At 68.9% G+C, this 13,518-nt stretch carries 14 protein-coding genes and 1 riboswitch; of the genes, 3 read left to right on the top strand and 11 right to left on the bottom strand.

All coding sequences use genetic code 11. The features are described from left to right. Window positions 1–13 precede the first annotated feature (13 nt). Entirely contained in the window at window positions 14–718 is a 705-nt protein-coding gene (locus JOE30_RS19880; protein WP_204868692.1) for a YqjF family protein, read from the top strand. Here JOE30_RS19880 and JOE30_RS19875 read toward each other — a convergent pair. From JOE30_RS19875 to JOE30_RS19830, 10 genes are all read right to left on the bottom strand, one after another. Beyond that, the gene (locus JOE30_RS19875; RefSeq protein ID WP_204868691.1) at window positions 715–1,929 is read right to left on the bottom strand and encodes an SfnB family sulfur acquisition oxidoreductase; all 1,215 of its coding nucleotides are present in this window, start codon (window positions 1,927–1,929) and stop codon (window positions 715–717) included. The two genes, JOE30_RS19880 and JOE30_RS19875, sit on opposite strands and share 4 nt — an antisense overlap. Continuing rightward, entirely contained in the window at window positions 1,926–3,107 is a 1,182-nt protein-coding gene (locus JOE30_RS19870) for an LLM class flavin-dependent oxidoreductase (RefSeq protein ID WP_307806254.1), read from the bottom strand. The genes JOE30_RS19875 and JOE30_RS19870 overlap by 4 nt, the downstream gene beginning before the upstream one ends. A 65-nt stretch (window positions 3,108–3,172) precedes the next feature. Continuing rightward, the gene (locus JOE30_RS19865; RefSeq protein WP_204868690.1) at window positions 3,173–4,318 is read right to left on the bottom strand and encodes an alkaline phosphatase family protein; all 1,146 of its coding nucleotides are present in this window, start codon (window positions 4,316–4,318) and stop codon (window positions 3,173–3,175) included. A gap of 31 nt (window positions 4,319–4,349) precedes the next feature. Beyond that, window positions 4,350–5,720, bottom strand: coding sequence for a hypothetical protein (locus JOE30_RS19860; RefSeq protein WP_204868689.1), 1,371 nt, complete (start codon window positions 5,718–5,720; stop codon window positions 4,350–4,352). A gap of 47 nt (window positions 5,721–5,767) precedes the next feature. Beyond that, window positions 5,768–6,061, bottom strand: a complete 294-nt coding sequence (locus JOE30_RS19855) for a GNAT family N-acetyltransferase (RefSeq protein WP_204868688.1) — start codon at window positions 6,059–6,061, stop codon at window positions 5,768–5,770. 9 nt (window positions 6,062–6,070) lie between these two features. Continuing rightward, window positions 6,071–6,817 (bottom strand): ABC transporter ATP-binding protein, encoded by a 747-nt coding sequence (locus JOE30_RS19850; RefSeq protein ID WP_204868687.1) that lies wholly within the window; start codon window positions 6,815–6,817, stop codon window positions 6,071–6,073. Beyond that, window positions 6,814–7,608, bottom strand: coding sequence for an ABC transporter permease (locus tag JOE30_RS19845; RefSeq protein ID WP_204868686.1), 795 nt, complete (start codon window positions 7,606–7,608; stop codon window positions 6,814–6,816). Before JOE30_RS19845 ends, JOE30_RS19850 begins: the two co-directional genes overlap by 4 nt. Next, window positions 7,586–8,620: an ABC transporter substrate-binding protein gene (locus tag JOE30_RS19840; RefSeq protein WP_204868685.1), complete on the bottom strand. Its 1,035-nt coding sequence runs from the start codon at window positions 8,618–8,620 to the stop codon at window positions 7,586–7,588. Before JOE30_RS19840 ends, JOE30_RS19845 begins: the two co-directional genes overlap by 23 nt. Beyond that, window positions 8,617–9,369: a TenA family protein gene (locus tag JOE30_RS19835; RefSeq protein WP_204868684.1), complete on the bottom strand. Its 753-nt coding sequence runs from the start codon at window positions 9,367–9,369 to the stop codon at window positions 8,617–8,619. The genes JOE30_RS19840 and JOE30_RS19835 overlap by 4 nt, the downstream gene beginning before the upstream one ends. Next, window positions 9,363–9,458: riboswitch (TPP riboswitch) on the bottom strand. Its footprint overlaps the gene before it by 7 nt. Before the next feature lie 29 nt (window positions 9,459–9,487). Further along, window positions 9,488–10,885 carry a sugar porter family MFS transporter gene (locus JOE30_RS19830; protein ID WP_027504958.1) on the bottom strand — a complete coding sequence of 466 codons (1,398 nt, stop codon included), beginning with the start codon at window positions 10,883–10,885 and terminating at the stop codon, window positions 9,488–9,490. A gap of 162 nt (window positions 10,886–11,047) precedes the next feature. On the opposite strand from JOE30_RS19830, the gene JOE30_RS19825 reads away from it, so the two are divergent. Next, the gene (locus JOE30_RS19825) at window positions 11,048–11,437 is read left to right on the top strand and encodes an SRPBCC family protein (RefSeq protein ID WP_204868677.1); all 390 of its coding nucleotides are present in this window, start codon (window positions 11,048–11,050) and stop codon (window positions 11,435–11,437) included. 46 nt (window positions 11,438–11,483) lie between these two features. Further along, window positions 11,484–11,834 (top strand): hypothetical protein, encoded by a 351-nt coding sequence (locus JOE30_RS19820; RefSeq protein ID WP_204868683.1) that lies wholly within the window; start codon window positions 11,484–11,486, stop codon window positions 11,832–11,834. Window positions 11,835–11,989: 155 nt separating this feature from the next. Here the strand turns inward: JOE30_RS19820 and JOE30_RS19815 are convergent, their stop codons facing one another. Next, window positions 11,990–13,444, bottom strand: a complete 1,455-nt coding sequence (locus JOE30_RS19815; RefSeq protein ID WP_204868682.1) for a hypothetical protein — start codon at window positions 13,442–13,444, stop codon at window positions 11,990–11,992. Between the last annotated feature and the right edge of the window lie 74 nt (window positions 13,445–13,518).

Here is a 13,518-nt window from a genome sequence, read left to right as displayed (position 1 = left end):
CCGTCCAGTGGTCATGGACCAGCGGTGGGAACGCCTCGTGTTCCTGCACTGGCGTGTCGCCCCGGAGGTCGTCGCGCCGTTGCTGCCTCGCGGCATCGCGCCCGACACGATGGACGGGTACACCTATGTCGGACTGATCGGCTTCGAGATGGTGGGGGCAGGGTTGGGGTACGGGCGACCGGTGCCGCGACTCGGAACCTTCGGCGAGATCAACGTGCGGCTCTACAGCCGAGACGGTGACGGTCGCCGAGGGGTCGTGTTCCGTTCTCTCGACGCCACCCGTGCCGCGGTGGTGCTGGCCACGAACGCGGCGGGGGTGCCGTATCGCTGGTCGCACATCGACATCGTCGACGACGGCGGTCCTCGGAACCGGGTCGTCGGCTACCGCTCTCGACGACTGGCACCGCCGCACCGTGGTGCGACGACGGATTTCACCGTGTCCCCCGGCGACACCGACATGTCCGACGATCCATTGTCGGTCTTCCTCACCGCTCGGTGGGGGATGCACACCTCCGTTGCGGGCCGACCCGTCTTCGTTCCCAACACCCACCGCCGGTGGCCGCTGCGCGCGGCGACCCTGGTGCGCTGCGACGACCAGCTCATGGCCGCGGCGGGTGTGGGGGACCTGGCCTCCCGTCCGCCGGACTCCGTGCTGTACTCCGACGGAGTCCGGACGCAGTTCGGGCGTCCCTACGCCGCGACACCGGTGCGCGACTAGATCAGTCCGTGGCGCGGCGGGTGCGCCCCGGTGAGGGCGTACCGGCCGACGTGCTGGGTCTTCCATCGCACAGGATCGTGGAGCGTGTGGGTCCGCGCGTCGCGCCACAGTCTGTCCAGGCGCAGAGAGGCTGCGGCACTGCGGGTTCCGCCCGCGTCGAACAGCGCCGTGGTGGCGTCGAGGGCGGCACGCGCCGAGGCGACCTTGGCCGTTGCCGTGGCGATGGAGGCCGCGGCGGCACTGTCCGGTGTGAGCTCGCGCTCGGCGACGTCGATCGCGTCGCCGGCCTCGCGCACGAGCGCCTCGGCGCCGCGCACTCCGATCTCCACCTCGCCGAACTGCTGCAGCAGCAACGGATCCCGGTCGGCAGTCGCCACGTCGGCGTCCACCGGAGGGCGAGCGACGACCACGACGTCGCGAGCGGTGTCGACGGCGGCGCGGGCGATGCCGGCATCGATGGCGGCGTGCAACAGCTGAGCGCGCGCCCCGTAGGTGGTGGCGTCGTCGAAGAGCGCGGAGTACGGGACGAGGGAGTCGGCGGGCACCACGACGTCCGTCAGGGTCACGGTGCCGCTGGCCGTCGTCCGCTGCCCGAGCCCGTCCCAGTCGTCCTCGACGAGCACCCCGGGTGCATTCGCCGGGATGTAGGCCAGGACCTTTCGGTTCTGATCGCCGGTATCGGCGAGGATCCCGCGCACCACCAGCCAGTGCGCGAAGAGCGCGCCCGTCGAGTAGTACTTGGTGCCGTTCAGCGACGAGGTGCCGTCCGGACGGGACGTCACCGTGGTCCGGTCGACCGCGATGGAGGGTGTGCCGCGCTCGCTCTGGGCGTTGGCGAAGCGGCGACCGGCGAGGGCCTCCGCGAAGAAGCGTCGCTGTTGCTCCGTCGATCCCTGTCGCCGCAGCGCATCGAGAAAGGTCATGTGGCTCTGCGGTATCTGCGCGATGCTGGCGTCCCCGCGAGCGAGTGAGAGGAACACCGAGGCGAGGGTGCGCGCCGAGACCGGCCTGCCGCCGAACTCCGCGGGCACGGTGATGCCCAGCAGTCCCGACGCGGACAGCAGGTCCAGTTCCGGGCCGGGCAGCCGTCGATCGCGGTCACGCTCGATCGCGGACGGGGCGAACTTCGCCCCGAGCGCGGCGGCGACGGCCGGCGCAGCGTCGTCGTCGAGCACCGGCGGCCGCGTTCTCGCAGCGGGTTCGGTGGTCATCGAGCGGGGAGGAAGGGGGTGTGGCCGGTGGCGCGCGCCGCGGCACTTCCGGAGAACAGTCCGCGGCTGCGCAGCTGGGGAATGACACCCTCGCCGAACCAGTACAGCTCCTCGAGGTGCGGGTAACCGGAGAGAACGAACTCGTCGATGCCGATGGCCGCGTACTCCGCGATGCGATCGGCCACCTCGGTGTGACTTCCGACGAGGGCCGTCCCGGCTCCGCCGCGCACCAGGCCGACACCGGCCCACAGGTTGGGGGAGATCTCGAGTGCGCGCGGGTCCTTCCAGGAACCGGTCCTGCGGCTCTCCTCGTGCAGGGCGAGCATCGCGCGCTGGCCCACCGACTCGCTCCGCGCCAGGTTGGACTGCGCCGTCGCGACGGCGTCCTCACCCAGTGCTTCGACGAGCGCGCCCGCCTGCTTCCAGGCCTCTTCGGACGTGTCGCGGGTGATCACGTGCAGGCGGATGCCGAAACGCACGGTGCGTCCGCGCTCGGCCGCGAGCCCGCGGATCCACTCGATCTTCTTCGCCACGGCCGCGGTCGGCTCGCCCCACGTGAGATAGACGTCGGAGTGGTCCGCCGCCACCGGGCCCGCAGCGGGGGACGATCCGCCGAAGTACAGCGGAGGTGTGGGGTCGGGGAGGAACGGCAGCGACGCGTCCTCGACCTGGATGTGCGTGCCCTGGTGCGTAACCGACTCGCCGCGCCAGAGGCCGCGCACGACGGTGAGGAACTCGTCCGTGCGGGCGTACCGCTCGTCCTTGGACAGGTGATCGCCGTACTGGCGCTGCTCGTGCGCCTCGCCCCCGGTGACGACGTTGAGCAGGAGTCGGCCGGGCGCATGGTTGCTGAACGTCGCCGACATCTGCGCCGCGAGGGTCGGGCTGATCAGACCCGGTCGGAAGGCGATGAGGAACGCGAGCTTCTCGGTCTCACGGGCGAGCATCGCCGTCGTGAGCCACGCGTCCTCGCACCACGCCCCGGCAGGGGTGAGTGCACCGGTGAAGCCGAACTCCTCGGCCGCGCGGCCGATGGACGACAGGTACCCGATGCTCGCGCGACGATCTCCGCCCGCGGCGCCGACTCGCGTGCCGTGTCCGCCGCCGACGATCGACCTGCTGTCGCCGTAGGTGGGGAGGAACCAGTGCAGCGCGAGAGAAGAGTTGTCGGTGGTCACTCGTCCCACCGTAGGACCGTCGCGGCGCCCTGCGAAGTGTTGGAATCAGGGCGATTCTGGGCGCGTCAGCTTCGTGCCACGAGCAGGGGAACGGTCATCTCGACGTCGGTCAGGGAGCCGTGATGGCCGGGCAGCGCCGACTGGTTCGGTTCGGCCCCGCGGCGGATCAGGGCGCCGTCGCCGAGAGCCAGAGCCAGGACGTCACCGATGCACGCCGCGACCTCGGGGCGCACCGACGGCCCGAACCAGCCCCGGGAGACCGCATCGTCGCGGCCCACCACCAGGTGGTCCGGACCCAGGGTCTCCCGCCAGGCATCGAGCACCGTGGCAGCGGCGCCCGCGTCGGCGAAGACGTGTCGTGCGCGGGGTTCGCCGCAGATCATCCGGACGTCGGCGGTGAGCGCGGGCGTCGCGTCGATGTCCACCCGCGTGCCGATCTGCACCATCCCGTGATCGGCAGTGACGATCAGTGCTGCGTCGGAGGGCAACTCGCCGAGGATGCCGGCGACGATGGTGTCGACCTGTGTCAGTTCGTGGCGCCACGCGTCGGAGTCCGGCCCGCGCACGTGGCCGGTGAGGTCGAGTTCGGACCAGTACGAGTAGACGAGTGACCGCTCTCCGCGCCGCAGCGCGCGCGAGGTCTCGGCGACGAGGTCGCCCGCGGACACCGACGCCGAGAAGTCCCCGCCGCGCAGCACGGCGCGGGTGAGCCCGGACTCGCGCTGATAGGACGGCGCGATGCGGGTGACGGACACCCCGTCCGCCGCGGCGCGCTCGAACACGGTGTCGCGCGGTTGGAACTGCTCCGGAACGAGCTCGGCGAGCAGATCTACGCGGGGTCCCTGACCGTGCAACCGCCAGTGCAGCGGATTCATCGGGCGGTCGAAGCCGGGCACGGCGGTGAGGTAGCCGACGATGCCGTGCTCCCCGGGCGTGCGGCCGGTGCCCAGTGACGCCAACGACGTCGCGGTGGTGGACGGGAACGTGGCGGTGACGACCCGCTCGGTGAGCGAGGAGAGTGTCGGCGCTGCCGAGGCGTGCGCCGACAACTGTCGAGCCCCGAGACCGTCGACCAGCAGTACGCAGACCCGCCGGACCCCGGACAACCCCAGCCCGACGGTGTCGGACTCACCGGGTACGCCGAGAGCGCCGAGCACGGACGGCAGGAGATCGGACAGGCTGTCGCCGCCGTAGCGCGGAGTGGTCACCACACGTCGAAGGCTATCGGCAGCACCCTTCTCGTCAGTCGAAGAGGCTGTCACCGGTACCGCCGGCGAGGTCGGTCCCGAACAGGTCGAGCTGGGATCCGGACGACCGCGTCGGGCCGTCGACGCGGTCCGCGGCCAGACGCCGGTGCGCGGAGGTCAGGAGCGCGGAGGTGGTGCGCCAGACCCGCGCATCCAGACCGGCCGACGCGGCGACTCGCGGATCGGTGTCGTCCAGCGTGCGATCGAGGGCGGAGAGCTCGCACTCGCGCGCCACGTCCAGGAAGCGGACGACGCGCGTGCGATCGTGTCCGCACGCGTTCAGCACCTCCTCGACGTCGATGTCGGCGCCGCGCTCCCACACCGCCTCGGCGATCGCGCGCAGTGCCTCGGGAATCACCGGACCGCCGTGCTCGTCCGTCCCGGCACCCGCGTCGTACTCGGGCGTCGGTTCACCGAACGCGTCGAGATAGGGCCGCGCGCCGAGCCCGGCCCGGAGATGCTCGGCGGCCTCGCCGGCGAACTTCTCCATGACGGCCAGCATGTCGGCCACGTGCTGCGGGACGAACGGCACCACCGTGACGTCGATGGTGGCGACGACGCGGTCCTCGTCCAGCAGCACCTTGACGTGCGGCCACCGGCGATTGACCTCGTTGACGACCGACAACGCGCGCGCCTCGTCGGTGACGCCGGCCGCGAGAGGCGCGAGGATCTGCACGAACGGCGCCTCCGGGGTGGGGCACAGATAGAGCCAGGCCGGCCCCAGACGGAACGGGTAGTCGCCGTCCTCGTCGGGGTGCGGCACGAACCCCAGGATGTGCAGGAGCGTCTGCTCGATGATCTCGAGGCGGGCCGCCGGGCCGGACGTGCGGACCGGCCGCAGCGGGTCGAACGGGACAGGGTCGGACGGCGGCGCGTCCTCGTGGTCCGTGGACGATGCGCCGAACCGGTCCTCGATCACGGGGCCGGACAGGTCACCGTCCAGCTCGAGGAACGACGGGTGCGGGACACCCCACACCGAGTGCAGGACGCGGACAGCGGCGTCGGCGAGCTGGTCGGCGTAGCGCCGCGGGCGATCGACGAACCAGTTCACCGGCTCGTCCTCGCGCCGCGCGGTGTGCGGGGGCGTCGGCGGGGCGAACCCGAACTGCTCGAGCAGTGCGCGCCCCTCGGACGTCCACCTGCGGTGCTCGGCGAGGTATTCGTCCGCCAGCACCTCGCACCGGACCGTCTCGTCGTCCCATCCGTAGAACTGCAGGCACGGCGGCACCGGATCGGAGCTCGCGTGCGGGCACGCGAGCACCAGCGAGTGTCCCGCCGGCATCCCGTCGAGGTGATCGGCGAGCAGGGTGCGGAACCGGCTCCAGGCGGCCTCGGGCGAGAGGTCGACGCTGTTCAGGTCGTTCATGGGGCGACCGTAACGCGGCCCACCGACACGGTGTCGCGAGTCCCGGCTCACACGGTGAGGTCGGCGTATTCCTCGTGCGTCTCGACGAAGTGATGCACGTAGGAGCACGACGGGACGATCTTCAGCCCCGCGGCGCGTGTGTCGTCGAGTGCGTGACGCACCAGGACGGCCGCGAGTCCGCGGCCGCGGAACTCGGGGAGCGTCACGGTGTGGTCGAAGTCCCGAACCGTCGGATCGGTCTGCCGGTACTCGGCGTAGCCGGCGACCTCCGCACCGACGAGGATCTCGAAACGCTGACGATCGGGATGGTGCTCCACGCGGGTGCTGTCTGTGTCTGCCATGGACCGAACCTACTCGCCCGTGCCGGGACGAGGGCCCGTGCTTCCGAGGGCGTCCAGCAGTGCGCGTTCGTACGTCGCGAACTCCCGCGTGGTGGCGGTCTCGGCGCGTCGTGGCCGCGGCAGGTCGATGCTCACGTCGGCGACCACCCGTGCGGGCCGCGGCGACAGCACGACGACCCGGTCCGACACCTGCACCGCCTCCCGGATGTCGTGGGTGATCATCAGGACCGTCCAGCGGTACCGCTGCCACACCTCCTGCAACCAGTCCTGCATGGCCGTCCTGGTCAGCGAGTCGAGAGCGCCGAACGGCTCGTCCAGCAGCAGGACGTCGCGCCCCTGCACGACGGTCCGGAGCAGTGCGGCCCGCTGCCGCATCCCGCCGGACAGCGACGAGGGGCGCGCGTCCTCGAAGCCGTCGAGGCCGAAGATCGGGAACAGGTCGCGGGCACGGTTCCGCGCCTGCGCCTTCGGAACCCCCTGCACCTCCAGCCCCAGTGCGGTGTTCGCGAGAACCGAACGCCACGGGAACAACAGATCCTTCTGCGGCATGTACGCGCAGCGCGGTGTCACCACGGTGCCGCTGTCCGCGGCGTCGAGACCGGCGAGGAGGGTGAACAGCGTGCTCTTGCCGCAGCCGCTCGGGCCGACGATCGACACGAACTGTCCTGCCTCGACGACGAGGTCTATCCCGTCCAGTACCGGTGTGCCCGGGTAGGACTTGCGCACCGAGGTCAGCTCCAGAACCGGATCCGTCATCGCGTTCCCTCCTTCGCCGCGAGCGCCCACGGCGCGAGAAGCCGCTCGGCCACGAACGTGAGGAGGAAGAGTGCGATGCTGCACACCGCCGTGACCACGACCGCGGCCAGGACGAGATCGGTGCGGAACGCGTTCTTCTGCTGTGCCATGTAGATGCCCAGACCCGACGTGGCGCCGACGTACTCGGAGAAGACGGCACCGACGACGGCGTAGGTGATCCCGATGCGGAGCGCGGTGAAGAAGCGCGGCAGCGCGGACGGGAGCCGGACGTACCGGAACTGTTGTCGCCGTGACGCTCCCATGCTGCGCAGCAGTGCGTCGGACTCCTTGTCCGCGGAGGCGAATCCCTCGATCAGGCCGAGGGTCATCGGGAAGAACGTCACCAGCGCGATCACCAGGAGCTTGGGGAGGATGCCGAATCCGAACCAGATGATCATCAGGGGAGCGACGGCGATGACCGGCAGTGTCTGCGACACCACGAGCAGGGGAACGACGGCGCGGCGCAGCCACGGCGAGAAGTCCACGGCCGTGGCGATGATCCACGAGATCGTCAGGGAGACGGCGAAACCGAGCAGAGTGACCTGAACGGTGGACGATGCGTGACCCGCGATGACGGCACGGTTCGTCCAGCCCTGATCGACGACGCGGACGGGGGAGGGGAGTACGCGCGGCGAGATGCCGCTGACGACCACGTACACCTGCCAGGCCGCCACGAGGCCCGCCGCGAGCAGCAGTGCCGGCGCGTACCGCCCCACCCGTCCGCCGCGCTCAGCCCTGATCGAGGTACTCATCGGTGAAGTAGGTCGACCAGTCGGGCTCGGTGGTCAGCGGTGCACCGTCGGGCCCGGCCAGGACACCGGCGTCGAACAAGAACTTCGAGTACCCGGACCATCGCTCCAGGGTCTGCGTCCCGACGCGGCCGTTCTCGTCGAGCATGTAGTCCTTCGCCAGCATGCGCTGACTCTCGACGACCAGGTCCTCGTCGGGAAAGGCTCCCGGGTTGGCGTCGATCAGATCGCGCGCGCCCGCGTCGGGATCGTCGGCGGCCTTCTGGTAACCCTTCTGCAAGGCCTGCACGAACTGTCGCGCCTGTTCGGGGTGCTCGGCCATCCACTCGTCACCGCCGTCGACGACGATCGCGTACGAGTCGGGGAAGCCGAAGTCGGTGTAGTCGAAGTACGTCATCGGGGTTCCGGCCCGCTCGGCCTCGAGACCCTCCCACGCTAAGTAAGAGACGGTGAAGTCCGCGGTACCGGAGTAGACCGCCTCGTACGCGGACGTCCCGAGCACCACGGTCTCGAAATCGCCGGTGCCACCGTCGTTCTCGATCACCTTGCGGAGGGTGGCCTCCTCGCCCGCATCGCCGAATCCGGCGTAGGTCCGCCCGTCCAGGTCGCGGGGGCTCCGGATGTCCTGCCGGTCGGCACGGACGCCGATCCCGGTGGCCCAGTGCTGCAGCGGCGCCATCACCGAGGTCACCTTCGCACCGGCGGCGCGGGCGTAGGTGGCGGAGCTGTGGAAGCTGATGCCGAATTCGGCGTTGCCGGAATCGATCAGCGTGTCGGGGGACGTCGAGTTGTACGGCAGGATCTCGACGTTCAGCCCGGCGTCCGCGAAGTAGCCCTCCTGCTGGGCGACGAACAGGCCCGTGTGGTTCGTGTTGGGTGTCCAGTCGAGCGCGAAGCGGATCGTGTTCGCGTCGGAGGCATCGGACGTGCCGCAGCCCGCGAGACCGGCGGCGGCGACGAGCGACACGGTGAGCAGAGCCGCGATGCGCCCGACCCTCGTGCGCCGCGCCCTCATGCGACCGGCCCCGTCGCAGGCCAGGGCACGGTGTTCAGGGCGGTGTCCCAGAACAGCAGTTCGTAGCGCATCGCCACGACGAACGCGTCACTCATCCGCTGTCGTTCGGCCGGGCCGGCCACCTCGGCAGCCGCGTCGACGAACTCGCGGGCGCGCGCGGCGGAGGTCTGGAAGTCCTCGGCGTCGTACGTCGTGACCCACCGGGCGTACGGGTGGTCCGGATCGGCGCCCAGCACCGCGCGGGCCGAGGCCGCGAGTCCGCGGCCGACCTCGGCGTAGATCCAGAAACAGGGGAGCGCGGCCGCGGCGCCGACGGCGTAGGTGTCGGTCGCCGCCGTCGCCGTGAGGAACGAGACGTACCCGAGGCACGCCTGGCTGTGCTCGACCGGTGTCTCCGACGGACCGCCGAGTGCGACGTCGGCGAGAAGGCTGGTGTGCAACGACTTCTCGACCGTCGCGGCCGTGGCCGCCGACGTGGCCCAGAACGCTCCGGCCTCCGGATCGACGGCGCGCGAGGACAGGATGGCCAGGGCCTTCGCGTATCCCTCGAGGTAGAGGCCGTCCTGCTCGATGTACGTCCGGAACGACGTGATCGGCAGGGTGCCGTCACCGAGTCGGGTGAGAAACTCGAGGTCGTCGATCCGGGCCCGCAGGCCTGCCGTGCGGTCCCAGAGGAGGTCGGTGAAGCGTGTGAGGTCGGCTGCGTCCGTGGTGGAGGCAGCGTCGACCGCATGGTCGTACGGCGTCATGGCCGTGACATCCCTTCGTCAGAATTACCTGCATCAGGTTCTCGGGTGTGGTCTCAGCCTCGCGACGCGAAGCACCCCGTGTCAGAACTCGCCGACCATAGCACCGGCGGGTGTGCGGCTACTTCATGTCCTCCAGTTCCATGCCCTTGGTCTCGGGGATCTTGGACTTCACGAAGAAGAACGACAGGGCGGCGAAGAGTGCGAAGCCGCCGTAGACGATGGAGAGTCCGACCATCTCGGTGAGCGACGGGAACAGCAGCGAGATGACGAAGTTGGCCACCCAGTTCGCAGCCGTACCGATACCGAGAGCCATGGCGCGCATACGGTTCGGGAACATCTCGCCGAGCAGGACCCACATGATCGGTCCCCACGTCGACGCGAAGAAGATGACGAACAGGTTCGCGCCGATCAGCGCCACGACGCCCCAGGGATCGGGCAGGGAGACCTCGTCACCGGTGCCGATCTGCTGGGAGAACGCGATCGCCGCCATGAGGAGACCGACGAACATGCCGATGGAGCCGGCCATGAGCAGATTGCGCCGACCTACCCGGTCGACGAAGAGAATGGCCACGAACGTCATGGCCACGTTGATCACGGAGGTGATGACCGACGTGGTGAAGGACTGACTCTCGGTGAAGCCCACGGACTTCCACAGCGTGGTGGAGTAGTAGAAGATCGCGTTGATACCGACGAACTGCTGCAGGACGGCCATGATGATGCCGACCCACACCAACGGCTGCAGACCGAAGCGCGGACCGCGGATATCGGCGAACGACGAGCGCTGTTCCTTGCGCAGTGTCAGGCGGATCTCGTGGATGCGCTCGTTCGGGTGCTTCTCACCGGTGATGTTCGCGAGAATCTGCGCGGCCTCCTCGTCGAGGTGCTTGCCCACGAGGTAGCGCGGTGACTCGGGAATGAGCAGTGCGAGCACGCCGTAGACGACAGCCGGAATCACGCCGACGATGAACATCCATCGCCACGCCTCGAGGCCGAGCCACAGGTCGTTGGACGCACCGTCCGCACGATCCGCCAGCACGGCGTCCGAGAGCAGTGCGGCGAAGATGCCGATCGTGATGGCCAGCTGCTGCAGCGACGCGAGGCTGCCGCGCATCCGGGCCGGCGAGATCTCCGCGATGTACGCGGGGGCGATGACCGACGCGATGCCGATGCCGAGACCGCCGAGCACACGCCACAGCATCAGGTCGGGAACGCTGAAGGCAAGCCCCGAACCGACCGACGAGATGATGAAGAGGGCGGATCCGAGCAGCATCACCTTCTTGCGTCCCCACCGGTCGGCCAGTCCGCCGGCGAACCAGGCGCCCGCCGCGCACCCGAGCAGGGCGATCGCGACGGTGAAGCCGGTGAGGAACTCGCCGAGGGCGAATCTGCCCTGGATGGAGTCGACGGCGCCGTTGATGACGGAACTGTCGAAACCGAAGAGGAAGCCGCCGACGGCGGCCGCAATGGTCACGCCGATGACTTTGGCCGTGTGATTGGCCGATGCCTGTGTGGTCATCCTTGTCGCCGCCTACATGTCGGCCACCGGCCACTGACGGTCGATGGCGAAGATAGTGAAGTCAGTTTCGGACACTACGCCCGGCCATTGCGCAGCGGAACTGAACCCGGGCGTTCGACCGTCGTCGGGTTGACCCCGGGTCCCGTGGTGAATCCCGTGCGCATGAAGAAGACTCTGCGGCGGCGTGGTGACGCGTCGGTGGCCGTCGCGTGGGAGCGGTACATGGACATCTCGCTGTGGCCGACGTGGGCGCCGCAGATCCTCGGTGTCGAGGCGTCTACTCCTCGTCTCGCGGCAGGGACGACGGGCACCGTGCGCGGACCGCTGGGGATTCGGGTGTCGTTCGAGGTCTTGTCCGTGGACGAGTCCGCTCGGATCTGGTCCTGGCGGGCATGGATAGGCGCCCGGAGCGCCGGACTGACCCTGGAGCACGGCGTCGACGAGGCTCGGACCGGCTCGCAGACCTGGCTTGTCGTGGACGGTCTGGCGCCGATCGTTCTCGCGTACTCGCCGGCGGCCCTCTTCGCCCTCGGCCGACTCGTCTCGGCGTGACGACAATGCCGTTCGCGGTGCCGGACTCCCTGTAACGTAGGTCCTCGTGGGGGCAACCGAGGGCAGCCATGTGCGCGCCGAGCGTGTCCCGTACCCGACGACCTCGACTCCCGATCCCTGGGACGAGCCGAACCGCGTGGGTGTCGCTGAGCAGAACGACGCCAACCGGATCGGAGAGCCCCTGCCGGGTCTCGGTGTGGCCCCGACGACCGTGGCGGCGCCGACAGCCGACCCGATCGGGCCGGTCCAGGCCTCTCAGCCGGTGAGTGCACCGGCACCGGTTGCGCCGCAGCCGGTTCAGGACGCGCTGGCCACGGCTCCCGAGCCGGTCCGCCAGGCCGTCGACGACGCACAGCGTGCGCTGGGCGATCTCATTCCGGGGCTCCTGGGAGCCTGATCACGACCCGTTCCGCCACCACAGCCCCGCAGCATTCGTGCTGCGGGGCTGTGGTGTTTCGATACCGACGACCGTTCGCGTGTATCCCATCACTCGCACGCCTGAGGTGCGGGTGTCGCGGTCAGCTTTGCGCCCAATCGTGCTGAGCGCGACCGTTACCCGGGTAGAGTCCCCATCCAATCGAGGTAGCCGCCCAGGTCCACGTCACCGAAGTTCGATGTCCAGACATCCAGCGCGGCGTCCTGGAGTTGCCCGTTGATTTCACCCCTGAGTTCACCGAGGGCGTAGTCCTTGAACACGCCCTTGGACCGATCCATGGCGTATGCGACGTTCTTGGCGGCGACGATGGTGCGCTCGTCTTCGACTCCATACCGCTCGCGATGACCTGTGTAGATGTCGTTGTACAGTCGAATGGAGTGGGCGGCAAGGGCCGCCTTGCGGCGGTACGCGGTGGGACTCTTCCACTCCGCTTTCTGGACGACGCTCGCAGCGAGAAGCACGTGAGCGCGGCCCATCCGGTAGTTCTCGTCGAGGGTGTCGTCCTGAGCAACGGACAGGAGAGCGCTCGCGTCTCGCTCGGCCTGTGCTGTGTCACCCAGGTAGAACAGCGCGCGTATCTGCATCGCACGAATGTAGAAGTAGAACCACGGTTGATTCGCCTGCGCTTCCGGGAAAGTGGCGCAGACTCGATCGGCGAGCGAGACCAGCGCCCGCCACGAGTCCTTGTGGCCAGAAATGAGTTCGAACACCGAGTAATACGCAAACCGTAGAGAGTATTTTTCGTATTCGGTCGAGTCGCCGATCAGCTGACGCCCCGTGTCGGCCCATAGTCGTGCGCCTCTGAAATCATTCAGTTGGACCGAGGAATCCGCAATGCTGCTGATGTCGTGGAGCCGGAACGAAAGCGGTACTTCGTTGGGCAAGTTGTAGACGAACGATGCGACGTCGCGTCTACGTCGGTGATCGCCTGAGTCTCGAAGAAGATCGGCCACGTCGGACAGGACCGAATAGAACTCCTCGGGTTTGTCCAGATCGTCGAGTGTGTGGGTGCGCAACCATGATTCGAGAGCGCGTGCTGCTGCGGGCCTGTCACCTGCCGTGTGCTCGTACACCATCCTGGCGAGCATCGGGTCAGGCCCATCGGGTGCCGAAGCGGACGAAACGCTGCGGACCTCGTCGATCGACAGCGATGCACGCGTCGAGGTGCCGGCGCTCGGCCGGGCGAACACCTCGACCCGGTCTTCGGCAGTGTCGTTCGATGGTAACGATGCGGCCTGGACGTCGAACCCGATCACGATGAGGTCACCCGGGCCGTGTGATCCACTCCTCCACAACATGGCTCCGTGGCGCGTCGGCGTCCACTCTGGATGTCGCCGGGTCGCGCGATCGGACCCGCTGACGACGGTCCAGTGCAGCGAACCGGCGACGAACAGCAGCCAGTAGGGCAGGTGCACTCCCACTATTGCGGGTCCTGACGGCGCCGACTCCAGATAGCGAACGGCAACGGTCAACGACAGAACATCGCCCGACGCCTCGGAGTAGCTCGTGATCTCGAACGGTTCGGCGTGCCCGGAATGGCCGGCCGCCGCTGGATGGTGTGGAGTCGACACGCGGTGATGATCTCTCAATCGAAACTGGCACCGCACGCCGGACACGAATGTTCATCCGATCGGATGACAGCGCG

Source organism: Rhodococcus sp. PvP016, from assembly GCF_017832185.1.
In the GTDB taxonomy this organism is placed as follows: domain Bacteria; phylum Actinomycetota; class Actinomycetes; order Mycobacteriales; family Mycobacteriaceae; genus Rhodococcoides.
The sequence above is the reverse complement of the archived record's forward strand: the minus strand, read 5'-3'. Positions and strand labels throughout refer to the sequence as shown.